We start from the raw sequence: 22,119 nt of genomic DNA on the forward strand, positions 1-22,119 counted from the left end.
CGCAGCATGCGCGGCGATTTTGCTGTTCGTTTGCTGGCGAATGCCGGAGACACACCCGGCGAAGCGCGAGCGTGCATCGCATGGCGCAGGCGACGCTCGGCTCGCCTGCGCCGGTGCGCTACAGCGCCCGTTGCACCGCCAGTTGCGCGGCGCGCGTCACCGCGCGGGCGAGGCCCGATTCCGGCACATCGTCCGGAAACACGTCGAATGCGACATCGGGCCGGATTCCCCGCGCCTCGTACGATACGCCGGCCGGGTCGCGCGTCACGTGATTGGCGATGCCCATCATCCAGCCGTTCGGCAAGCCTTTGCCGAAGCCGCCGGATAGCGCGCCCTGCGTGGTCTGCCCGGCCTGCGCCACGTGCGGCAGCGTGCGCATCATCAGCACGAGGTATTCGCCGGCGCTGACGGTGACGTCGCTCGTCAGCACGACGACGGGCCTCGCATAACGGACGGCGCCGCCCGGCTCGACATGGAACGGTTGCGGCGCGATACCGGCCGCCTGCGGCAACGCGCGCGTATAGGCGAGCCGTTTGCGGTCGGCGAAACGGGCGGCGATGTCGTGCGAGATCTGCGCCGCGCCGCCTTGATTGAGCGAGAGATCGAGCACGAGCGCCTGCGTATCCTTCAGGCGCGCGAGCGCGGTGTCCAGCTTGGCGGCGAGCCGGGCCCGATCCTGTTCGATGCTGACGATCGGCCCGCCGGCGAAGCCGCCCATCCGGTCGATCGCGAGATAGCCGATATTGCCGTCGAGCACGCCCCAGAGCAGGCTGCCGTCGAATTCGACGCCGCGCGCATCGGGGCGCAGCAGGCCGATCCGCGCCTGCGTTTGCCGCGCCTGCCACGCGCCGAGCCAGGCCGGAAACGGCGTATCGCGCGCCTCCTTCATCCACGCGCGCCGCAATCGGCGAAACGTCTGCTGCGGCGCGTTTTCGTAGCGCCAGCCGAACGTGAACGTATCGTTCTCGTCGCCGATGCTGGTATGCGCATCGACGGGCGGCCCGAGCAGCGTGTCGAGCACGGGGGCGAGCGCCGCGTCGTTACGGGCCTCGGCTGCCTGCGGACGCAGCTTCGCGATGCGCGCCGGCCAGTCGACGCCGTACTCGGCCGCGAACGTATGGAAATCGAGCAGCAGCGCCGCGACGGCATCGTAGGTCGCAAGCGGCGACGGCGCGCCGGTGCCCGTCATCCGGCATGCCACGGGCAGCGCGGCCAGCGGGCGCGCATGCAACTGCATGCCGTCCGGCGAATCGGTGAAGATCAGGCTGCCGCGCCAGTGCGCATACATCCCGATCAGGCCGGCAACGGCCGCGGTGCTCGCGTTGTACGCGGGGTCGCGCCAGCACAGGTTGCCGGTGCGCGTCGTGTTGTAGATGACCGCGCCGTGCGGTCCGATCTCGGCGACGACGCCGGTGCCGGCGAGCGCCCAGATGCCGTGCGTCTGCGGCACGAACGCGCCGTCCTGCAACGCGGCGCGCAGCATCTCGGGCGGCGCCGGCGGCAGTCCGCCCGGCGCGACCGGTTCGTTGCCGTCGCCGCCGCAACCGGGCAACCAGCCGGAAATGCCGAGGCTCCAGATCAGGGTCGTGAAGAGGCGCATGGTCACGCTCCGGTGCCCGGGCAGCGGTAGACGCTGCCGGTCAGCGTGACGCCGGTCTGCCGCAGGTAGCCGCCGTCGTTGCCGTCGAAGCTGCCGCTTTGCGTGCCGCGCTGCGTCAGCAGCACCACGACGTTGCCGCCCAACGCGGCGGCGCGGTTCTTCAGGTCATTGCGCGCGCCGGTCTCGAGCGACGAATCCGGGATGAAGCCGCCGATCAGGAAGTTGCCCTGGCTGCCGGTCACGTCGCCGAGATGACGGCATGTGCCGCCGGGGTCGGTCATGACGACGCGCACGTCGCGGCCCGCGGAGGAAAGCGCGAGCGGCGCGCACGCCGCCAGCGCGACAGGAAGGAACAGCAACCAGGCAGGTCTCATGTTTGCGCCGTCTCGAATGCGCGTGATCGCGCGACAGCGCCACTTTAGGGACGGCGGCCACGCCGCACATCGGGCGAAGGTCGCGCGCGCGAGCCGGAAAGGATGCGACCAAAGTCGCAGGCGCGGCGCATCGTCCAGGTGGCCGGTGAGGAGTGGGGAACGTGCCGCACCGCCGGCGCGGCACGCAGCCGGCCGCGCGCCGCGCTCAGGATCTTGGCGCCATCAGTCCTTCCCGCCACGCCAGCGCGACGGCCTGCGTGCGGTCCGACAGGTGCAGTTTCGACATCACGTTGCCGAGATGCGTCTTGACGGTTTTTTCCGTGATCCCGAGTGTCGCCGCGATGCGCGCATTGCTGCCGCCTTCGGCCAGGCAACGCAGCACTTCCAGCTCGCGCGCGGTCAGCGCGGCGAACGGGCTGCGCGGCGGCTTGCGCAACGCCCCGATCATGCGCTGCGCGATGCCGGGATGCAGTGTCGGTTCGCCGTGGACAGCCGCATGGATCGCCTGCAGCAGGCGCTCGCCGCGCATCGATTTCAGCAGGAACGAATCGGCGCCGGCGTCGATCGCCGCGAGTGCGAGCGCATCGTCGTCGGACGACGTCAGCACCATGATGTGCGTGTCGCCGCTGGCCGCACGAATCGCGCGAATGACGGCCGGCACACCGGCGTGGCCCATGCCGGGCATCATCAGGTCGAGCAGCAGCACGTCGGGGCGATGCTCGCGCACCTTCTCGATCGTCGAGGCGCCGTCGTCGGTTTCCGCGACGATCGCGAATGACGCATCGAGCCGCAACAGGCCGCGGATGCCTTCGCGCACGACGGCGTGATCGTCGGCAATGAGGATCGTGGTCATGCCGTCTCCATCGGATTGAAATGGACGGTCACGCGCGTGCCGTCCGCGCCCGACACGATGTCGAGCTTGCCGCCGGGCAGCGCATCGGCGCGCCAGCGCAGGTTGCCGAGCCCCATGCCCACCGGCACGGCAGCCGGATCGAAGCCGTCGCCGTCATCGCGCACGATCCATTGCCAGCGCGATGACGCACCAGGCGACGCGCGTGCGGCGCCACCCGGTTCGCACGCGATGTCGATACGGCGGCAGCCGCTATGGCGCAACGCATTGGCCGTCGCCTCGTGCGTGATCATCAGCAGTTCGTGCGCGGCCGACGGCTGCGCATCGAGCGTGCGCGCGGCCGCATCCGGCAGATCGAGCGACCAGTCGATGCCCGAGCCGGCCAGCAGGTCGCGCACCGCCTGGGACACGGCCGCGCGCAGGCCGTCTTCGGCGATTGCGGGGAGGCTGAAGCCGGTCACCACGTTGTCGAGATCCTGCTGCAGATGATCGGCCAGGCGTCGCGCCGCGCCGACGGTCGGCAACAGGTCGGGATGGCGCTGCGCCTCGTATTCCAGCTCGGTCAGCTTGAGGCCGAGCACGAAGCTGCGCTGCTTTGCGGTGTCGTGCAGATCGCGTGCGATGCGCGTGCGCTCGACCGACACCGCGAGCGCCTTCTGCATGCCGAACGTGCGCGCGAGCGCATCGGCCATCCGGTTGAAATGCGCGGCCAGTTCGCCGAGTTCGTCGCGTGACGCATCGGCGATCCGGGCCGACAGGTCGCCGGCCGCCCAGCGGTCGGCCGCGGCCGTCATCCGCCGCACGCGCCGCACCAGCAACCAGACCAGCAGCCCCGCGAAGCTTGCACCCATCGCGCCGAGATACAGCACGGTGCGCATCAGGTCGTACGCCGATGCGTCGTCCGCGATCTCGTAATGGAGTTGCCAGCCCGGCCAGTAATGGACGCCCACCCGCGCCGTCGCGCCGCCGGCGAGCGCGATGCGCGTGACGATGGCCCAGTCGCCGTCACGATGCAGCATCGTCTCGGGCACGGCCGGATCGGCCGGCATGGCGGCGAACGTGTCGGACAGCAGCGGTGACGCCGCCGGCGCGGTCGCACATCCGACGCCATCCGGCCGCGTAATGCGCACCTGCAGCCGGCCGGCGCCGAAGAAGCCCATCATCGGCGCGAAGTCCATCACGTCGCGCGCGCCGTCCTGCGCGATCCGCCAGAACATCGCGTCGGCCGCGGCACGACAGGCGATCGGGTCGCGCAAGTCGACGGCGCCGGCTGCGGCGGCCAGGGCAGTGCGGTCGAGGTTGCCGAGAAAACGGCGGATATCGCTTTCGGCATGGGTGCGCCACAGCACGCTCGTCAGCACCGACGACAGCACCATCGCCACGAACCCCACCACGATGAACGTCGGCACGAGCTTGACGAACAAGCCACGCGGGCCGATCCGGAATTTGCGCAACGCGGGCTCCTTGTTCTTTTGTTCTTCACCGGCACGCCGGACGGACGCCGACGACGCGGCAAAGCGGGGCGGCCGGCTTTCAAGCGCTCAATGTTGAAGGTTTTTTGCGGCGGTTGCAGGGGCGTTTGTGTCGTACGGCGGGGTCACGGCGGGAGCGATGAAGTCCGACCAGCACTGCGATTTCGCGCACCGTGCCTCGATATTCGGCCATCTCGACATTATAGAAATAATGTCAAATCAAACGACATCGAAGATTGGATATTTAACGGTTTACGTTATATTATTTACGAAATTCTCGATCAAACCTGCCATGTCCGATCTCGCTGCCGACGAACCCCGCCTGACCGCCGAAATCGAGCGACTCAAGGCCGACTTCCCGAAAACCCGCGAGCTGTACCGCGAAGCCTGCGCGCTGCTGTTCTTCCGTTTCGGGATCACGCCCACCGCGAACCGCCTGTACCAGCTCGTTCGCAAGGGCAGCATGAGCACGCCGACGGCCGTCCTTGGCGAGTTCTGGGCCGAACTGCGGGAGAAGAGCCGCGTCCGCATCGAGCATCCCGATTTACCGGCCGATTTGCAGGCGGTGGCCGGCGAGCTGGTCGCGGCGTTGTGGAATCGTTCGAGCACCGATGCGGCTGCCGCGCTCGACGCACTGCGCGCGGAAGTCGAAGCCGAACGGGCCGCAGCGAAAGCGGAAGTCGCGACGCTGCAGGCCGAACTCGCGCGCACCGAAACCGCGCTGGAGCAACGCACGGCCGCGCTGCTGGCCGCGCAGGTCCGCATTCAGGAACTGGAGCAGGCGAGGGCGGCCGACGACGCCTCGCGGCGTGCACTCCAGTCGGATATCGATCGACTGAAGGCCGACAACGCGGAAGGCGACCGCGCACTCGCCCAGGCGCGCGCGGATTTCACGACGCAGCTCGACCGGTTGCGCGACGACGCGAGCCGAGCCGAGGAGCGCTTGCGCGCATCGGAGAAGCGGGCGCTGCAGGAGATCGATCGCGAGCGGCTCGCGGCCGCGCGACTGCAAAAAGAACTCGACACCACGGCCTCGCGCGCCGAGCAGCGCGATGCTCAGCAGCGCAAGGACGTGGCCGCGCTGCAGGCGCAACTCGGCGACGCGCTGCATCGGTGCGGGGTACTTCAGGGGCAGCTCGACGGCGCCCAGGCGACCGATGCGGCGCGCGGCAAGGAGCTCGATGCGCTGAGGCGCGAGATAACCGTACTCGCGCGCCGGGCGCCGGTACGCGGCGTCAAGGTGGCGCCGGCCGCGGAACGGAGCGAGCGAAGGGCGCGCACCAGGAAACGCGCCGACGACATGCCGCGCTGACTGCAAAAATCAGGGCGTGCGCCAGCCGATGGCGACGCACGCCCGACGCCGCCGAACGGACGAAATGCCGCTCGCCCGAACGCCGGCCCGCTCATCCTCTCGCTCAGCTCAGCACATACCGTGACGGCAGCGGCGGCGCATCCGCTGGAATCGTGACGAGCGACGTATTCAGCCAGCTCTGCGGCGTGCCGTTCGACTGCGCATAGGCGCCGACGTAGGGCATCATCCGCGTCGTCTGATAGACCTGCGGCGTCCAGCCCGCCGGCGCGAGGAAGATCGACGTCGCGCGCTTCTCGCTGTACGCGGATGCCCCGTACGTCGAGATGTTCCAAAGCGTCTGCTGATAGGTCGCGTAGTCGGCGTTGTGGCGCGACCCGCCGGCCTGCCAGCCCTCGAGCTGGATGAACGTGTTGTACGTGCCGGCGCCCGCGAGCAGGTTGTTCACCGTGCGCCCATACAGGAACGACAGGATCAGGCCGCAGTTCGCCGGCGCGAAATCGCTGCCGACGCTCAGGTAATAGCGCCCCGTCGTGTTCACGACCGACGCGTAGTGCGAGTTGCCGATGTCCGTCGATGTCGTCAGCCCGCTCGCACCCATGAAGCTGTCGAACGCCTGCATCGTGACGCCCGGCGGCAAGTCGCTCGTCGCGCTGATCGCGACGATGTGCGAACCGGCTGCCAGCAGCGTCAGGAATGCAGAAAGCGTCGCGGCGATCCAGTTGCCTTGCGCATCGACGAACGGAAACGCGCGATAGCCGGTCAGCGCGAACACGGCCGGATCGGAGCCGGCCTGCCACGCGATCTGCGGCACCCACATCGTCAGCGGGCCGGCGCTCGACGCGGTGGACACGTACTGCTTCAGCGCATCGACGAGTTGCGCGTCGGCGCCGGGTAGCACGGTGTACGACGCGCCGCTCTGCCAGCGCCGCACCCATTGCGCGACGAAGCCCGCGAGCTGGCCGCCGGTGAAGTCGGCGGGCGGTACATAACCGAGCGGACCGGTACTTTGGTAAGCGGACTGGATCGCGGCGGCCGTGCGCACGTTGCTGCCGAACATGCTGTTCGCGAAATCCTGGCAGTTGTTGGCCGGCGGCGTCGCGAGTTGCGCGAGCGGCACGACCCATGCGCCATTCGCGGTCGCGACGCCGCGATACAGGTTGAGATTGGCAACCGAGTCGTGACCGGGGAACGTGGCGGCGTCGGCGCCTGCCACATAGCCGGCCGACGGCGTGACGCTGACGGTCGTCGGCTGCGAACCGAACGGATGCGTATACGCGATTGCAAACGACGCGTCGCCGCCGGCGAGGCTGAATGATCCCGTGCAGTCGCCCCAGCTGTTCGATGCGCTGACGGCAGTTGCTTGCCCGGTCGCGACCTGCGTCTGCGACGCCTGCGGCAACGAGCCGCTCTGGCTCGCCGCGCTGCCGAACGAGAGTGTCGTCGACGGGATCGTATTGACGACGTTGATCGTGATCGAGCGGTCGGCGATCCCGTAGCTGCGCGTGGACGTATCAGCGGCGCCGGCTGCGGCGAACGACGACGCGGATGTCGGATTGCCGTCACCGCCGCAGGCGGCCAACGTGCCGACGAGCGGCGACAGGGTCAGCGCGGCGCCGCGCTGGATGAAGCGCCGGCGGTTCGGCGCGGGCGGACGGGCGGGTTTCGAAGCGGTCATGGGCGTTCCTGGTCGCGGGTTCGGGAAACGGCAACGTCGGTTCGGCGCATTGCACACGTGTGCAATGCCGGCCGCATTTTTACGATTGCCGGCACATGCGCCGCGCGTATTTATGCGGGAGATCGATGAAACGCTTGCGACGAAACCGAGTCGCTCGTGTGACGCCGCGCACCGGATGAAGCGGGGGCGGGCGCGGCGGAATACCCGCTGCGCGCTGGCCGGGCATTGGGCGCCCGGCGGGGATCGGGTAAAGTGCCGCTCAACATACCGGCTCGACGTCACTAGACGACCGGTCTAATCGTTGCTACCATACGCCATCATGAATGCATCTTCGGGCGCGGAAGTTCGCCAGCACATCCTGAATATCGCGAAGCCGATCATGCTCCACAAGGGGTTTTCGGCGGTCGGTCTGAACGAGATTCTCGCCGCTGCGGGCATCCCGAAGGGCTCGTTTTACCATTACTTCGGCTCGAAAGAGGCATTCGGCGAAGCGCTGCTCGAATCGTATTTCGAAGGTTATCTCGCACATCTCGACAACCTGCTCAAGCATCAGGCGGGCACGGGCGCCGAGCGCCTGATGACGTACTGGGGCAACTGGCTGCGCACGCAGTGCGCGGACGATCCGGAAGGCAAGTGTCTCGCAGTGAAACTCGGCGCGGAAGTGTCCGACCTGTCGGAAGCGATGCGTACGGTACTTCGGCGCGGCACGAGCCAGATCATCGAGCGGCTCGCGGGCGGCATTGACGCAGCACTCGCCGACGGCTCGCTGAGCGCGGTCGACGATCCTCAGCACACGGCGGCGATCCTGTACGAGCTGTGGCTGGGCGCAACGCTGCTGGAAAAGATTCACCGCAACCGCAAACCGCTCGAAAGGGCGATGGTCGAAACGCGGCGTATGCTGAACCTGCCGCCGGCCGCGCATGACGGAGCGCAGTCGTAACCCGGGCGCGCATAGGCGCGCCTTGTTTTTGTCTTGATTATAGACGACTGGTCTACTTATTCGCTCATGACGAATGTCTTGCCACGCGTTACGCTGTCCCGATTGTTCCATCTGCACGCCTGCGACCACGACGGCCTGAACGCCGACGCTGCCGCAGGCGCGCAACCTCTGCTGGTCCATCCCTGATCCGGCCGTGCCCACGACGCACGTCCATCCTTGTCGACGGAGACTCACATGCCGCAAAGCAAGACTGCAAACCGCCAGATCATCCTGAACTCGCGCCCGGTCGGCGCGCCGACGCCGAACGATTTCCGCACCGAATCCGGCAACGTGCCGGCGCCCGGCGCCGGCCAGGTGCTGCTGCGCACCGTCTGGCTGTCGCTCGACCCGTACATGCGCGGCCGGATGAGCGATGCGCCGTCCTACGCCGCGCCGGTCGAACTCGGCGACGTGATGGTCGGCGGCACGGTCAGCCGCGTCGTGTCGTCGAACCTGCCTGCATTCCGCGAGGGCGACCTCGTCGTCGCGGGCGCCGGCTGGCAGGACTATGCGCTGTCCGACGGACGTGACCTGATTCCGCTCGGACGCGACTTCGCCCATCCGTCGTACGCGCTCGGCGTGCTCGGCATGCCGGGCTTCACCGCCTATACCGGGCTGCTGACGATCGGCGAGCCGAAGGCCGGCGAAACCGTGGTCGTGGCAGCCGCGAGCGGGGCGGTCGGTGCGGTCGTCGGCCAGATCGCGAAGCTGAAGGGCTGCCGCGTGATCGGCATCGCGGGCGGCGCCGACAAATGCGCGTACGTCACCGACACGCTCGGCTTCGACGCGTGCATCGACCACCGCGACCCCGCGTTTGCCGCGCAACTGAAGGACGCGTGCCCGAACGGCATCGACGTCTATTTCGAGAACGTCGGCGGCGCCGTGTTCGACGCGGTCTGGCCGCTGCTCAACGATCACGCGCGCGTGCCCGTGTGCGGGCTGATCGCGCATTACAACGACACCGCGCTGCCGGCCGGCCCCGACCGCCTGCCGCTGTTGATGTCGACGATCCTGCGCAAGCGCATCCGCGTACAGGGTTTCATCATCCTCGATCACTATGCGACCGGCTATGCGCCGTTCCTGAAGGAAATGAGCGAGTGGGTCGCGCAGGGCAAGGTGAAGGCGCTGGAAGATGTCGTGCCCGACCTGGCCGACGCGCCGGAAGCGCTGATCGGCTTGCTCGCCGGCAAGAACTTCGGCAAGGTCGTCGTGCGCGTGGGCCCCGACGAACTGGCCTGATGCCGCCGCACGGCGACACACGAAAACAACGATTGCACGCCGGCGCCGCCCGACGCCGGCTTGTGGCATGCTCGATTCCGTTTCGAAAGGAGTAAAAACATGGCGCTTTACGTGATTGCCTCGATATTCCCGAAACCCGAACACGTACAGGACGTCGAGGCCGAACTGCGCAGCATGGTCGCGGCGACCCGCACCGAACCCGGCAACCGCCGCTACGACCTGTTTCGCGAACAGGACGGCTCGCCCGGCCTGCACCTGTTCGAGATCTACGACGACCAGGCCGCGTTCGACGCGCATCTCGCGAGCCCGTACTTCACCGCGTTTCGCATCAAGTCCGCCGACTGGTTCTCGGCGCCGCCCGTCCTCAAGGTGCTGTCGGGCATCGACGTGGCCGAATAACACCTGACGCTTTACCGTAGCGGTTCGCCCCCACCCGGGCCGCGCGGCACCCGTTGCGCACCGCGCGACGGCCATGACGACACGGCGCGCCGTTCGCGCCGCTTCCCCAATACACCGGCCCCCGGAGGCTGTATGGTCACCCTCAACATCAACGGCGAAGCCCGCACGGTCGACGCCCCGACGACATGCCCTTGCTCTGGGTGCTGCGCGACCTCGTCGGCCTCACCGGCACGAAATTCGGCTGCGGCATCGCGCAATGCGGCGCGTGCACCGTGCATCTCGACGGCGTCGCCGCGCGCTCGTGCGTGCTGCCGGTCGCGGCCGTCGCGGGCCGCAAGATCACGACGATCGAGGCCGTCGGCGCGACGCCGGCCGGCCACAAGGTTCAACAGGCCTGGCGCGAGCTCGATGTCGTGCAGTGCGGCTACTGCCAGTCGGGGCAGGTGATGGCCGCCACCGCGCTGATCGCGTCGAACCCGAACCCGAGCGACGCCGACATCGATGCGGCGATGGCCGGCAACATCTGCCGCTGCGGCACGTACAACCGGATTCGCGCGGCGGTCAAGCAAGCCGCGAAGGGAGCCTGAGATGAAACAACCCCCACGCTCACTTTGTTCGCTGCCGCCCGAGGGGGCGGTCAGCATCCTTGAGACTGCTCTGCGGAGGCTGACATGTCACGCGGACTGATCGAAGCAGGTCGGGCCGGCGCGGGCGTGTCGCGCCGTTCGTTCATCAAGTTCGGCATGTCGCTCGGCGCGGCGGCCGGCGGTGGTTTGCTGCTTGGTTTCAGCCTGCCGGCGGCGGGCGACGATGCACGCCGTTCGGTGATCGGCGGCGATGGCGATGAAACCGCGCACGCGGGCGTGTTCGCGCCGAACGCGTTCGTGCAGATCGACCGCGCCGGCAAGGTCACGCTGGTGATGCCGAAGGTCGAAATGGGGCAGGGCGTTTATACCGCATTGCCGATGCTGATCGCAGAGGAACTCGAAGTGCCGCTGTCGAGCGTAACGCTCGACCATGCGCCGCCGAACGAGAAACTGTTCCTCGATCCGCTGCTCGGCGGCCAGCTCACGGGTGGTTCGACGTCGGTGCGCTACGCGTGGGAGCCGCTGCGTCGCGCGGGCGCCACGGCGCGCACGCTGCTGGTGGCGGCGGCCGCGAAGCAGTGGAATGTCGATCCGGCCACCTGCCGCGCCGCGAACGGCGAAGTGCAGCATCCGCCGAGCAACCGGCGCGCATCGTACGGCCAGCTCGCCGATGCCGCTGCGAAGCTGCCGGTGCCGAAGGACGTCGCGCTGAAAAAGCCTGAAGATTTCAAGCTGATCGGCACGCCCGCGAAGCGGCTCGATTCACCGGAGAAAGTCGATGGAACCGCGCAGTTCGGGCTCGACGTGCGCCTGCCCGGCATGTTGTACGCGGTGATCGTAAACAGCCCGGTGTTCGGCGGCACGGTCGCGAGCGTCGACGACACGGCCGCGCGGAAGATCCCCGGCGTGCGCCAGGTCGTGCGTGTCGACAACGCGGTTGCGGTGGTCGGCGATCACACGTGGGCCGCGAAGCGCGGCGCGTCGGCGCTCGTCGTGAAGTGGAACGAAGGCGCTGGAGCCAAGGTATCGACGAAGGACATCGTCGCCGATCTCGCGCAGGCCGCGGCGAACGGCAAGGGGGCGGTCGCGCGCAAGGAGGGCGATGTCGGCAAGGCGTTCGCGAATGCGAAGACGCGCATCGACGCCGTCTACGAGCAACCGCTCCTCGCGCACGCGACGATGGAGCCCGTGAACTGCACGGTACACGTGCGCAGTGACGGCTGCGAGATCTGGGTCGGCACGCAGGTGCCGACGCGCGCGGTCGACACCGTGCAACGGCTCACGAGCTTTCCGCCGGACAAGATTGTCGTGCACAACCACCTGCTCGGCGGCGGCTTCGGCCGGCGGCTCGAAACCGACATGATCGGCCAGGCCGTGAAGGTCGGCAAACAGGTCAATGCGCCCGTGAAGGTCGTCTGGACGCGCGAGGAAGACATCCAGCACGACATGTACCGGCCGTACTACTACGACCGGATCTCGGCCGGCCTCGATGCGAACGGCAAGCCGGTCGCGTGGCAGCACCGGATCGTCGGCTCGTCGATCATGGCGCGCTTCGCGCCGCCCGCGTTCCAGAACGGCGTCGATCCGGATGCGGTCGAGGTCGCGGCCGAGTTGCCGTACGACCTGCCGAACCAGCTCGTCGACTACGTGCGCCAGGAACCGCGCCACGTGCCGACCGCGTTCTGGCGCGGCGTCGGGCCGACGCGCGGCACCTTCGTCGTCGAGAGCTTCATCGACGAACTGGCCGCGCAGACCAAGACCGACCCGGTGCAATACCGCCGCGCGCTGCTCGGCAAGACGCCGCGCGCGCTCAACGTGCTCGACGTCGCGACGAAAGCGGCCGGCTGGGGCGCGTCGTTGCCGAAGGGGCAAGGGCGCGGCGTATCGGTGATGCATGCGTTCGGCAGCTTCTTCTCGATCGTCGTCGACGTCGCGGTGGATGGCGGCGAGGTGCAGGTCAAGCGTGTCGTGTGCGCGGTCGACTGCGGGCAGTATGTGAACCCGAACACGATCGAGGCGCAAGTGCAGGGCGGCATCATCTTCGGGATCACGGGCGCGCTGTACGGCGAGATCACGATCGAGGACGGCCGCGTCGTGCAGAGCAACTTCACCGACTACCGGATGCTGCGGATCAACGAGACGCCGCCGATCGAGGTCCATCTCGTGAAGAGCGGTGAAGCGCCCGGCGGGATCGGCGAACCGGGCACGGCCGCGACCGCGGCGGCGCTGTCGAACGCGATTTTCGCGGCAACCGGCACGCGGCTGCGCAAGCTGCCGGTCGGCAACCAGCTGAAGACGGCCTGAGGGGAGGCATGACCATGAAAAACCTCACCCTGAATCGCGCCGCGAACGTGTTCGGCGCTTCGCTGCTCGCACTGTCCGCACTGCTGGCCGGCACGGCTGCTCGGGCGGCCACGGCCGACGACGCGCTCGTCGCACGCGGCGCGTATCTCGCAAAAGCCGGCGACTGCGTCGCGTGCCACACCGCCCCGCGCGGCACGCCGTTCGCGGGCGGCCTGAAGATGGTCACGCCGATGGGCGCGATCTACACGACCAACATCACGCCCGATCCGGAAACCGGCATCGGCGGCTACACGGAAGCCGATTTCGCCAGCGCGCTGCGCCGGGGCGTCGCGAAGGACGGCCATCACCTGTATCCGGCCATGCCGTATCCGTCGTACGCGAAGCTGAAGGACGACGACGTGAAGGCGCTGTACGCGTACTTCATGCACGGCGTCGAACCGGTGAAGCAGGCGAACCGTCCGTCCGACATCCCGTGGCCGCTCAACATGCGCTGGCCGCTCGCGCTGTGGAACGCGGTGTTCCTCGACACGACGCCGTACGCGGACAAATCGGCCAAGGACGCGATGTGGAACCGCGGCGCGTACCTCGTGCAGGGGCTCGGGCACTGCGGGTCGTGCCACACGCCGCGCGGCGTCGGCTTCCAGGAGAAAGCGCTCGACGAAGGCGGCACGGCGTTCCTGTCGGGTGCGCCGATCGACAACTGGTTCGCGTCGAACCTGACGGCCGAGCACAACACCGGGCTCGGCCGCTGGAGCGAGGCCGATGTCGCGCAGTTCCTGAAGACCGGCGCGAACCGGCACGCCACGGCATTCGGCTCGATGGTGAGCGTGATCAACCACAGCACGCAGGCGCTGAACGACGACGACCTGACCGCGATTTCCCGTTACCTGAAATCGCTGCCGGCCGCGGGCGGCACGGGCGCGCCGCCATACAGCTATGATCCGAAGGCGACGCAGGTGGTACTGGGCCGGCCTGCGGCCGATCCGGGCGCGAAGGTGTATAACGCTTACTGCCTGCATTGCCACGGCGCGGACGGGCGCGGTTATGCGCCGCTGCTCGCGCCGCTCGCCGGCAATCCGAACGTGCTCGAGACCGACGCATCGTCGCTGATCAACGTGACGCTGAACGGCAGCGAGACGCTCGTGATCGGCGGCGTGCCGTCCGCGTATCCGATGCCGGCGTTCTCGAACCAGCTGAACGACCGGCAGATCGCCGACGTGCTGACTTTCATGCGCGCGGGCTGGAACAACGGCGCGCCGGCCGTGCAGGCGGCGGACGTCGCGAAACTCCGCAAGGCGACGGCGGCCGCGCACTGAGCGTGGCCCCATGCGGAACGACGGCGGGCCTTCGCGCCCGTCGTTGCGCCGCCGGGCGCTGAGGCCCCGGCGGCTTTGCTCTTTCTGTCAACCGGCGCGCGGCCGTGACCGGCAGCGCGCGTTTTATCGACGCAATGTAGGGGTGTCTGGATGGCTAACGTGACTTATACGGATACGCAACTGCTGATCGACGGCGAGTGGGTCGACGCCGCGAGCGGCAAGACGATCGACGTCGTGAACCCGGCGACCGGCAAGCCGATCGGCAAGGTGGCCCACGCGGGCATCGCCGATCTCGACCGCGCGCTCGCCGCCGCGCAGCGCGGCTTCGAAGCGTGGCGCAAGGTGCCGGCGCACGAACGCGCGGCGACGATGCGCAAGGCAGCCGCGCTGGTGCGCGAGCGCGCCGACGCGATCGCGCAGCTGATGACGCAGGAGCAGGGCAAGCCGCTCACCGAAGCACGCGTCGAAGTGCTGTCGGCGGCCGACATCATCGAATGGTTCGCGGACGAAGGCCGCCGCGTGTACGGCCGGATCGTGCCGCCGCGCAACCTCGCCGCGCAGCAGACGGTTGTGAAGGAGCCGGTCGGCCCGGTCGCGGCGTTCACGCCGTGGAACTTCCCGGTCAACCAGGTCGTGCGCAAGCTGAGCGCCGCGCTCGCGACCGGGTGCTCGTTCCTCGTGAAGGCGCCGGAGGAAACCCCCGCATCGCCGGCCGCGCTGCTGCGCGCGTTCGTCGATGCAGGCGTGCCGGCCGGCGTGATCGGCCTCGTGTACGGCGATCCGGCTGAAATCTCGTCGTACCTGATCCCGCACCCGGTGATCCGCAAGGTCACGTTTACGGGCTCGACGCCGGTCGGCAAGCAGCTCGCCGCGATGGCGGGCCTGCACATGAAGCGCGCAACGATGGAGCTGGGCGGTCATGCACCGGTGATCGTCGCCGAGGACGCCGACGTCGCGCTCGCGGTGAAGGCGGCCGGCGGTGCGAAGTTCCGCAATGCCGGGCAGGTGTGCATTTCGCCGACGCGCTTCCTCGTGCACAACAGCATCCGCGACGAATTCACGCGCGCGCTGGTCAAGCACGCCGAAGGGCTGAAGGTCGGCAACGGCCTCGAGGAAGGCACGACGCTCGGCGCACTCGCGAACCCGCGCCGGCTGACCGCGATGGCGTCGGTCGTCGACAACGCGCGCAAGGTCGGCGCGAGCATCGAGACGGGCGGCGAGCGGATCGGCTCGGAAGGCAACTTCTTCGCACCGACCGTGATCGCGAACGTGCCGCTCGAAGCGGACGTGTTCAACAACGAGCCGTTCGGCCCGGTCGCGGCGATCCGTGGCTTCGACAAGCTCGAGGATGCGATCGCGGAAGCGAACCGTCTGCCGTTCGGGCTGGCCGGCTACGCGTTCACGCGTTCGTTCGCGAACGTGCACCTGCTCACGCAGCGCCTCGAAGTCGGGATGCTGTGGATCAACCAGCCGGCGACGCCGTGGCCGGAAATGCCGTTCGGCGGCGTGAAGGATTCGGGTTACGGATCGGAAGGCGGGCCGGAAGCGCTGGAGCCGTACCTCGTCACGAAGTCGGTGACGGTGATGGCCGTCTGACGGCCGATCGACCGCGTGCGCGCAGCCGTTGACACGGCGCGTGCGTTGTTTCGGGCCGGGCGTTCTGCCCGGCCTTTTTCATTCGTCGCTTTTCACGCAGCGATACCGATTCGATTCACGGCGTCGATGCTTTTGGCGATCCCGCATTCAGTCCGTCATCGCGACCAGCGCGGCGGTCTGGCTCAGCCAGTCGGCCGGATCGCCGCGATGGTAGACCTGCTCCGACGGCTCGATATTGTCGATGAATCGCTGGTAGATCACCGCCCGTCTGGCTGTGGCGATCGGGGCGAGGAGGGTAGCGGCGCGCACCGGGTCGCAGCCGGGCACCTTCGCCAGCCATTCCCGTTTCCAGTGATCCTTGATCGTCGGCGCATATTCGCGCGGAACGGCGTCGAGAAACGCGGACTGGTCGAGCAACGGATGGCCGATTCCGCTGTCCCCCCAATCGAGCAGCGTGAGATCCGACTGCGTACCGCGAAAATTGCCGGGATGGCAGTCGCCGTGGACCAGCGTATTCGGCAATCCGCACGCATCGACCTCGGCAAACCGCGCCGCGAGACCGTTCACGAAATGCCGCAGCGAAACACGTTCGTCACGAGACAATGCGTCGCCGGTTCGCTCGACGACGGCAGCGATGTCGGCGGCCAAACCCGCGCCGCTCCAGTCGGGCAATTGCATCGTGCGCAATTCGTCGATGCGGTCGATCCACGACGCCTGCATGTCGACCAGCAGCGTCACCATGGCGAGCAGTTGTGGCAGCGCCGCGTCGAACTGGTCGTCGCCGGGGATCTCCGCGAGCAGAATGCGCCCGCATTCGTCATGACCCAGCAGGGTCGGCGCACGCCGGCCGGCCAGCGCCGTGATAACGCGGCCCTCGTGACCCAGGAACGGCGGCACGACTTTCAGCCAGGCCGATTGACCGCCGATCGGAATGCGCCAGACGCTCGAGAGATTCCAGGTTCGAACCTGGACGGGTTTGGCGCTGGCCGACAAGCCGCGCTGGGCAAGTACGCGTGCCGCCCAGCCGAGATCCGCCGCGGGGCCGCCCGGTCGCGCGTAGTTCTGGCGCAGTGAATGGGGCTCGATGCGCCCGGTCCAGCATTCGGCCGGAACGGGTTCCGCGATCTCGGCCAGATAGGTGACTTCACCGCCGGGCGCCCGGTCGCGAACGGTTTCCAGCAGGCGCAGGATCGTTACGTCGAGGCCATGGCGTTCGCGCGCGGCGCGTACGACCGATTCGACTTCCTGCCACCACGGGATCGCGACCGGAATAGGCGGCAAGCAACCGACCATCGCGCCATCAGGCGTGACCAGCACCAGCCGCGCGATGCGTGGCGGCGGCGCCGCTGGATCGAAGGTCCCCGTGATCGTGCTCATTTCGCTCCTGACCGGCGTCGATTGCCAGCGTTGCCTGTGCAGGACGAGCGTATCTCAATTCTCAAATATCCGGCTGGGCGGTTTGCCGGCAAGCATCGTTTGCCGGTGAGGCCAGCGGTGCTCATGATGGTGAGTTATTAGATTTTACATAACGTGAATTATCGAGAAATTGAGTTGTAGTGGCTAGATTGAAATGTCCGCTTTTGGCTGCATAGAAATGTCGCGTTTGGACCTCGGTAAGCTTGCCGGCTCCCCGTCAGATCATGGAGCCGGCGATGCACCGAACAGCTCTGGTGACATTGAACATGCGAGAACTCGACCGATTCAAGGTCATACAGGACGTGGCGGACGACAGATTGAACGGCTGGTCGCCCGGTATCGTGCTGCTGGCCCGGGCCAGGCTGGTTTCACAGCGCCGTGACCAGCCGATCAATCGACAGTTCAAACGCTGGTAAGCATCGCATCTCGGTCGAATGCTCGAATCTCGGCGAGGCGATTCTCCCGAACCTTGCTCGGCCAATCCGGATCTGCCAGCAGCGGCCGACCGAGCGCGACGAGGTCGACCTCTTCCCGGCGCAATTGATTCTCGACCGGATCGAGATCGGCCAGCTCCGCGCGCGGATCCTCGGCGCCGCGGAGTTGCGCGATCGCATAGGCCTTGTTCAATGCGACGCTGCCGACGCAGACGACCGGCTTGCCACTCAGGCGCCGCGTCCACACGGCCAGGCTGTCGGGTGAGCCGGGAAAGGCCGGATCGAGATATCGGCGCGTACTGACATGAAAGATATCGACGCCAGCCTCGACGAGCGGCAGAAGAATCTGTTCGAGATCCGCAGGCGAATGCGCGATTCTCGCGTCATAGTCCCTGATCTTCCATTGCGAGAAACGGAACATCACGGGAAAGTCGATGCTCGTCGCGCGCTTGACGGCACGCACGATCTCGCTGGCGAGACGGGTGCGATTGGCGATATTGCCGCCGTATGCATCGGTTCGCCGGTTGGTCGTGTCCCACAGGAACTGGTCGATGAGGTATTCGTGCGCGCCGTGAATCTCGACGCCGTCGAAGCCGATACGCCGTGCATCGGCGGCGGCTCGGGCGTAGGAAGCCACGATTTCGGCGATTTCCGCGTCATCGAGCGCCTCGACCACGGTCACGCCGTTGTCGACCACGGTCATCGGCCCTACCCCCGGCACGGATCGATCAGGCTCCGCACCCGGCCGACGAATGGCGCCAACGTGCCAGAGTTGCGGCACGATGCACGCGCCGGCGTCGTGCACCGCCTCGACCACCCGTGCCCACCCCGCAAGCGCGGCCTCACCAAAAAAGGCCGGAACATTCGCATAGCCATTGGCCGCCGGATGGTCGATGTAGGTGCCTTCGGTCACGATGAGCCCGACCCCACCTTGCGCGCGGCGGCGGTAATAATCGGCAACATCCTGCCCGGGAATGCCGCCTGGCGAGCGGTTCCGCGTCATGGGCGCCATGACGATGCGGTTGCGCAATGTCGTGCGGCCGAACGGGAACGAGCGAAAAAAAGGAGCGTGCGGTGAAGCCGATTGTTCTGTCATGGAGTCCTCGGATCGATAGTCGGACGTCGGGTATGCGCGATCGATGCATGGCATCGGTTCCCGCGGTGAAACCGGCGGCGACACGTCGGTAATCGAACGATCGTCGTCGGGTCGTTCAATGCACGCCGGAATGGCGCCACGTGTTTCCTTCGAGCCCTGGTCATCCATCGAGGCCCGACTTCGACGCCCGCATCGACAACTCGACGGGCGCCGGCCTGCGCAGCGTCAGCCAGAGAACCCATGCCGAGATGAGCGCCAGGATCGCGATAGCCGACAGCACCGTCTTCAGCGCTGCCGCATAGGCATTGACGGACGCGGTAACCCATACTTCGCGGACGACCGGAGACAGGCCGCGTAATGGCTCGCCCATGTTTCCCGAGGTGATCGAATTGGTCAGAGCGGCAGCGGATTCGGTGCCGATGGCGGGCACGCTCGCGAGCGATGCATGCGTCAGGCCGATCAATGCCGCGCCGATGACGGCGATCGCGATGGCCTCGCCGGTGACGCGCATGGTGGAGAAAATTCCGGCCGCCATCCCCGCCCGCTCCTTCGGTATTGCGTTCATCGCCAGGCTGTCCATCAGCCCCCAGGGCACGCCATTGCCGATCCCGATCACGAGCATCGGCAACGCGACGTCGACGAAAGCACTGCCCGGCGTCAATCTCGACAATCCGAATACCCCGACGGCGGCCAAAGCCAGGCCTGCGCTGCACAGGCTCGCCGGGGAGAAATGTTTCGACAGGACGCCGGACAGGAACGGCACGACGAGCATGGGTGCGGTCAATGGCAGGATGGCGAGCCCCGCATGGAATGCGTCGTAGCCCTTGATGCCGATGAACCAGATCGGCAAATAGACGAGCAGCGCGATGAAACTGAAGCCCGTGACGACCGGCAGCAGCAACACCCCGAGAAAGCGGGCATGCCGGAACAGCGACAAATCGAGCATCGGGGCCCGGATACGCAATTCGACGGCGACGAATAGCAGCAGCAGCAGGCACCCGACACCCAACAATCCGACCGTGATGCCGCTGCCCCAGCCGAAATGCGGACCCTGGACAATACTGAAGATGATCACCGCCAGCGCAGCCGTGAAGGTGATCGTCCCGGCCAGATCGACGCCACGGGCGTCGGGATTGCGCGATTCCTCGAGGTTGTTGAACACGACAACGAGAATCAACAAGGACGCAATGGCAATTGCCAGAAACAGTGCCCGCCATCCCCAGGTGCTGACGATGATGCCGGTTGTCAGCGGGCCGAACGCGAGGCCGATCCCGAAGGACGTGCCGAGCAAGCTGAACGCGCGGGTACGCGCGTGGCCTTCGAATGCCTGCGTGATGAGAGACGCGCCGGCGGTCAACGTCAGCGCCCCGCCGATTCCCTCGATGGCGCGGAGTGCAATCAGGATTGTCAGACTCGGCGTGAACACGATCAACAGGGACGTCAGCAAGAACAGCACCAACCCGAAGAGAAAGCATCGCTTGCGGCCGACCTGGTCGGCCAGCGCTCCGCCCGCCATCACGAGGCTGCCGAATGCGACGTTGTATGCGTTGACGATCCAGCTCAACGTGAAGACATCTCCGGGAAGATGACGTGCGATATCAGGTAGCGCGATCGCAGGCCCGGAGAAAACGATCGGAATCAGAATGCCCGATGCGCAGATGCTCGCCAGCACAATATGGCGATGCGCATCGGCGTCCGGTCGACCTGAACTGGCGTACTTCATCGGAAACGAATCCTTGCTGAATAGATGAACCACCACCGAGGTCGGCCATCATCGGATACACGCGCTTATATTCAGGAGACCATATCGATATCGTCGGTCGAGTAAAGCGGGCGTTTTCCGGAAAATCGTCAACCTGGTGGCAGTCGCGTCATGCGACCGCTTCGGCGCGCGTGTCGTCAGGCAGATCGTGTCGGGCCGACAGCTTTTCGGAAACCAGGAATGCCAATTCCAGCGCCTGGGATCCATTCAGCCGCGGATCGCAATGCGTGTGGTAGCGCTCGCAAAGCTGATCGTCGTTGATACGCTGGCCGCCTCCGGTACATTCGGTCACGTCGGTCCCGGTCATTTCCAGATGCAAGCCGCCCGCGTGCGTGCCTTCTGCACGATGCACATCGAAAAACTGCTCAACCTCACGCAGAATGTTCTCGAATCGTCGCGTCTTGTATCCCGATGCCGACTTGATCGTATTGCCATGCATCGGATCGATCGACCATATGACTTCGCGGCCCTCTTTCCGCGTCAGTCGCAACAGGCGTGGCAGCCGCTCCGCCAGCGTGTCCGCCCCCATCCGGGCAATCAGCGTGAGCCGGCCCGGCTCGTTGTCGGGATTGAGCACGTCAATGAGTTTCAGCAGATCGTCCGGCTCGATCGTCGGCCCGCATTTCAGTCCGATCGGATTCGCCACGCCCTTGAGAAACTCGACGTGCGCGTCGTCGGCGCCGCGGGTTCGTTCACCGATCCACAGCATATGCGCGGAGCAGTCGTACCAGTCGCGTGTCAGCGCATCCTGCCGCGTCAACGCTTCCTCGTAATGCAGCAGCAACGCATCGTGGCTCGTGTAGAGATCGGTCTCGCGAAGCGATTGCACGTCATCCGGCGACACGCCGCAAGCGTTCATGAAACGGAGCGCCTGCACGATCCGGCACGCGATCTGCCGATAGCGCGCCCCCTGGGGGGCCGTGGCCACGAAACCCTCGTTCCATTTCTGGACATGGCGCAGATCGGCGAACCCGCCGTGGCTCAGCGCACGCAGCAGATTGAGGGTTGCCGCTGCCTGGTTGTACGCCTTCAGCACGCGTTCCGGATCCGGGCGCCGTGCCGCCTCGCTGAACTCGATGCCGTTGATGATATCGCCGCGATAACTCGGCAACGTGACGCCATCGATCGTTTCGTCGGGCTCGCTGCGCGGCTTCGCGAACTGCCCCGCGATCCGCCCTATCTTGACGATCGGTACGCCGGTGCTGAACGCGAGCACGGTCGACATCTGCAGAAACACCCGGAGCAGATCGCGCACCGCATTCGGATGAAACTCGGCAAAGGATTCCGCGCAATCGCCGCCCTGAAGCAGAAATGCCTTTCCGTGCGCGACGTCAGCGAGTTGTATCTTGAGACGGCGAATCTCCGACGCAAGCACGAGCGGCGGTAATTGCCGCAGCCGGTCTTCCGAATCCTTCAGCTTGACGGTGTCGGGATAGTCCGGCACCTGACGAATCGTTCGCGCTCGCCAGGACGACGGAGACCATTCACACGTCATGACGATCCCCGTCAACTCGCCCAAATCCGCGCGCTGCGGAATGCCCGCACCGGATTCGTCGAGCGGCTGGCGCTCGCTGCCGCGCGATCGCGTGCCCGCCGATTCGGCCCGATACATGGGTGCTCGCGCACCGGTCAGTACATCGTAGTCGTAGTGATCCACATCTAACTCCGAGAAGCGTTAGTCAGGCGCCCGCGCACTTAGTGGCGGGAT

The 22,119-nt window shown here is 66.8% G+C and carries 17 protein-coding genes and 1 pseudogene; 9 read left to right on the forward strand and 9 right to left on the reverse strand.

Translation table 11 applies throughout. The features are described from left to right. Positions 1-118: 118 nt before the first annotated feature. The 4 genes from BBJ41_RS20710 to BBJ41_RS20725 all read right to left on the reverse strand — a co-directional run bounded on the left by BBJ41_RS20710 (position 119) and on the right by BBJ41_RS20725 (position 4,278). A complete protein-coding gene (locus BBJ41_RS20710; RefSeq protein ID WP_236872111.1) occupies positions 119-1,600 on the reverse strand; it encodes a S41 family peptidase in 1,482 nt (493 codons plus the stop codon). Between the two features lie 2 nt (positions 1,601-1,602). Then, the gene (locus BBJ41_RS20715) at positions 1,603-1,974 is read right to left on the reverse strand and encodes a DUF4156 domain-containing protein (RefSeq protein ID WP_069748202.1); all 372 of its coding nucleotides are present in this window, start codon (positions 1,972-1,974) and stop codon (positions 1,603-1,605) included. Positions 1,975-2,179: 205 nt separating this feature from the next. Next, positions 2,180-2,827, reverse strand: a complete 648-nt coding sequence (locus BBJ41_RS20720; RefSeq protein WP_069748203.1) for a response regulator — start codon at positions 2,825-2,827, stop codon at positions 2,180-2,182. Continuing rightward, positions 2,824-4,278 carry a sensor histidine kinase gene (locus BBJ41_RS20725; RefSeq protein ID WP_069748204.1) on the reverse strand — a complete coding sequence of 485 codons (1,455 nt, stop codon included), beginning with the start codon at positions 4,276-4,278 and terminating at the stop codon, positions 2,824-2,826. Before BBJ41_RS20725 ends, BBJ41_RS20720 begins: the two co-directional genes overlap by 4 nt. Positions 4,279-4,588: 310 nt before the next feature. On the opposite strand from BBJ41_RS20725, the gene BBJ41_RS20730 reads away from it, so the two are divergent. Further along, complete coding sequence (locus tag BBJ41_RS20730) at positions 4,589-5,608, forward strand: DNA-binding protein (protein WP_069748205.1); 1,020 nt, start codon at positions 4,589-4,591, stop codon at positions 5,606-5,608. A gap of 103 nt (positions 5,609-5,711) precedes the next feature. Here the strand turns inward: BBJ41_RS20730 and BBJ41_RS20735 are convergent, their stop codons facing one another. Next, positions 5,712-7,283, reverse strand: coding sequence for a hypothetical protein (locus BBJ41_RS20735; RefSeq protein ID WP_069748206.1), 1,572 nt, complete (start codon positions 7,281-7,283; stop codon positions 5,712-5,714). A 319-nt stretch (positions 7,284-7,602) separates the two neighbouring features. Here BBJ41_RS20735 and BBJ41_RS20740 point away from each other — a divergent pair, with 319 nt between their 5' ends. The 7 genes and pseudogenes from BBJ41_RS20740 to BBJ41_RS20770 all read left to right on the forward strand — a co-directional run bounded on the left by BBJ41_RS20740 (position 7,603) and on the right by BBJ41_RS20770 (position 15,703). Then, positions 7,603-8,223, forward strand: coding sequence for a TetR/AcrR family transcriptional regulator (locus BBJ41_RS20740; RefSeq protein WP_069748207.1), 621 nt, complete (start codon positions 7,603-7,605; stop codon positions 8,221-8,223). Positions 8,224-8,457: 234 nt separating this feature from the next. Next, positions 8,458-9,501, forward strand: a complete 1,044-nt coding sequence (locus BBJ41_RS20745) for an NADP-dependent oxidoreductase (RefSeq protein ID WP_069748208.1) — start codon at positions 8,458-8,460, stop codon at positions 9,499-9,501. A 99-nt stretch (positions 9,502-9,600) separates the two neighbouring features. Further along, positions 9,601-9,900 (forward strand): putative quinol monooxygenase, encoded by a 300-nt coding sequence (locus BBJ41_RS20750; protein WP_069748209.1) that lies wholly within the window; start codon positions 9,601-9,603, stop codon positions 9,898-9,900. A gap of 132 nt (positions 9,901-10,032) precedes the next feature. Continuing rightward, a pseudogene (locus tag BBJ41_RS20755) lies at positions 10,033-10,487 on the forward strand ((2Fe-2S)-binding protein). A gap of 84 nt (positions 10,488-10,571) precedes the next feature. After that, complete coding sequence (locus tag BBJ41_RS20760; RefSeq protein ID WP_069748210.1) at positions 10,572-12,791, forward strand: xanthine dehydrogenase family protein molybdopterin-binding subunit; 2,220 nt, start codon at positions 10,572-10,574, stop codon at positions 12,789-12,791. Positions 12,792-12,805: 14 nt separating this feature from the next. Then, entirely contained in the window at positions 12,806-14,107 is a 1,302-nt protein-coding gene (locus BBJ41_RS20765) for a c-type cytochrome (RefSeq protein WP_069750291.1), read from the forward strand. 150 nt (positions 14,108-14,257) lie between these two features. After that, positions 14,258-15,703 carry an NAD-dependent succinate-semialdehyde dehydrogenase gene (locus BBJ41_RS20770; RefSeq protein ID WP_069748211.1) on the forward strand — a complete coding sequence of 482 codons (1,446 nt, stop codon included), beginning with the start codon at positions 14,258-14,260 and terminating at the stop codon, positions 15,701-15,703. A gap of 147 nt (positions 15,704-15,850) precedes the next feature. Here the strand turns inward: BBJ41_RS20770 and BBJ41_RS20775 are convergent, their stop codons facing one another. Further along, positions 15,851-17,080 carry a phosphotransferase family protein gene (locus BBJ41_RS20775; RefSeq protein ID WP_069748212.1) on the reverse strand — a complete coding sequence of 410 codons (1,230 nt, stop codon included), beginning with the start codon at positions 17,078-17,080 and terminating at the stop codon, positions 15,851-15,853. A 305-nt stretch (positions 17,081-17,385) separates the two neighbouring features. On the opposite strand from BBJ41_RS20775, the gene BBJ41_RS39385 reads away from it, so the two are divergent. Continuing rightward, positions 17,386-17,535, forward strand: coding sequence for a hypothetical protein (locus BBJ41_RS39385; protein ID WP_167362206.1), 150 nt, complete (start codon positions 17,386-17,388; stop codon positions 17,533-17,535). On the opposite strand, the gene BBJ41_RS20780 is transcribed toward BBJ41_RS39385, so the two are convergent. The 3 genes from BBJ41_RS20780 to BBJ41_RS20790 form a co-directional block, all read right to left on the reverse strand. Next, on the reverse strand, positions 17,522-18,817 hold the full coding sequence (locus BBJ41_RS20780) for an NADH:flavin oxidoreductase (protein ID WP_236872112.1): 1,296 nt from the start codon (positions 18,815-18,817) through the stop codon (positions 17,522-17,524). The genes BBJ41_RS39385 and BBJ41_RS20780 overlap by 14 nt on opposite strands. After that, positions 18,810-20,372, reverse strand: coding sequence for an MFS transporter (locus tag BBJ41_RS20785; RefSeq protein ID WP_069748214.1), 1,563 nt, complete (start codon positions 20,370-20,372; stop codon positions 18,810-18,812). The genes BBJ41_RS20780 and BBJ41_RS20785 overlap by 8 nt, the downstream gene beginning before the upstream one ends. A gap of 148 nt (positions 20,373-20,520) precedes the next feature. After that, positions 20,521-22,068 (reverse strand): class II 3-deoxy-7-phosphoheptulonate synthase, encoded by a 1,548-nt coding sequence (locus BBJ41_RS20790; protein WP_236872113.1) that lies wholly within the window; start codon positions 22,066-22,068, stop codon positions 20,521-20,523. Positions 22,069-22,119: the final 51 nt, after the last annotated feature.

Origin of the sequence: Burkholderia stabilis, from assembly GCF_001742165.1 — a bacterium.
Classification (GTDB): Bacteria; Pseudomonadota; Gammaproteobacteria; order Burkholderiales; family Burkholderiaceae; genus Burkholderia; species Burkholderia stabilis.

Excerpts from the sequence above, each read along its gene's own strand:
- BBJ41_RS20710 (WP_236872111.1), bottom strand. The coding sequence starts at position 1,600 with ATGCGCCTCTTCACGACCCTGATCTGGAGCCTCGGCATTTCCGGCTGG.
- BBJ41_RS20715 (WP_069748202.1), bottom strand. The coding sequence starts at position 1,974 with ATGAGACCTGCCTGGTTGCTGTTCCTTCCTGTCGCGCTGGCGGCGTGC.
- BBJ41_RS20720 (WP_069748203.1), bottom strand. The coding sequence starts at position 2,827 with ATGACCACGATCCTCATTGCCGACGATCACGCCGTCGTGCGCGAAGGC.
- BBJ41_RS20730 (WP_069748205.1), top strand. The coding sequence starts at position 4,589 with ATGTCCGATCTCGCTGCCGACGAACCCCGCCTGACCGCCGAAATCGAG.
- BBJ41_RS20735 (WP_069748206.1), bottom strand. The coding sequence starts at position 7,283 with ATGACCGCTTCGAAACCCGCCCGTCCGCCCGCGCCGAACCGCCGGCGC.
- BBJ41_RS20740 (WP_069748207.1), top strand. The coding sequence starts at position 7,603 with ATGAATGCATCTTCGGGCGCGGAAGTTCGCCAGCACATCCTGAATATC.
- BBJ41_RS20745 (WP_069748208.1), top strand. The coding sequence starts at position 8,458 with ATGCCGCAAAGCAAGACTGCAAACCGCCAGATCATCCTGAACTCGCGC.
- BBJ41_RS20750 (WP_069748209.1), top strand. The coding sequence starts at position 9,601 with ATGGCGCTTTACGTGATTGCCTCGATATTCCCGAAACCCGAACACGTA.
- BBJ41_RS20760 (WP_069748210.1), top strand. The coding sequence starts at position 10,572 with ATGTCACGCGGACTGATCGAAGCAGGTCGGGCCGGCGCGGGCGTGTCG.
- BBJ41_RS20765 (WP_069750291.1), top strand. The coding sequence starts at position 12,806 with ATGAAAAACCTCACCCTGAATCGCGCCGCGAACGTGTTCGGCGCTTCG.
- BBJ41_RS20770 (WP_069748211.1), top strand. The coding sequence starts at position 14,258 with ATGGCTAACGTGACTTATACGGATACGCAACTGCTGATCGACGGCGAG.
- BBJ41_RS20775 (WP_069748212.1), bottom strand. The coding sequence starts at position 17,080 with ATGAGCACGATCACGGGGACCTTCGATCCAGCGGCGCCGCCGCCACGC.
- BBJ41_RS39385 (WP_167362206.1), top strand. The coding sequence starts at position 17,386 with ATGCGAGAACTCGACCGATTCAAGGTCATACAGGACGTGGCGGACGAC.
- BBJ41_RS20780 (WP_236872112.1), bottom strand. The coding sequence starts at position 18,817 with ATGGATGACCAGGGCTCGAAGGAAACACGTGGCGCCATTCCGGCGTGC.
- BBJ41_RS20785 (WP_069748214.1), bottom strand. The coding sequence starts at position 20,372 with ATGAAGTACGCCAGTTCAGGTCGACCGGACGCCGATGCGCATCGCCAT.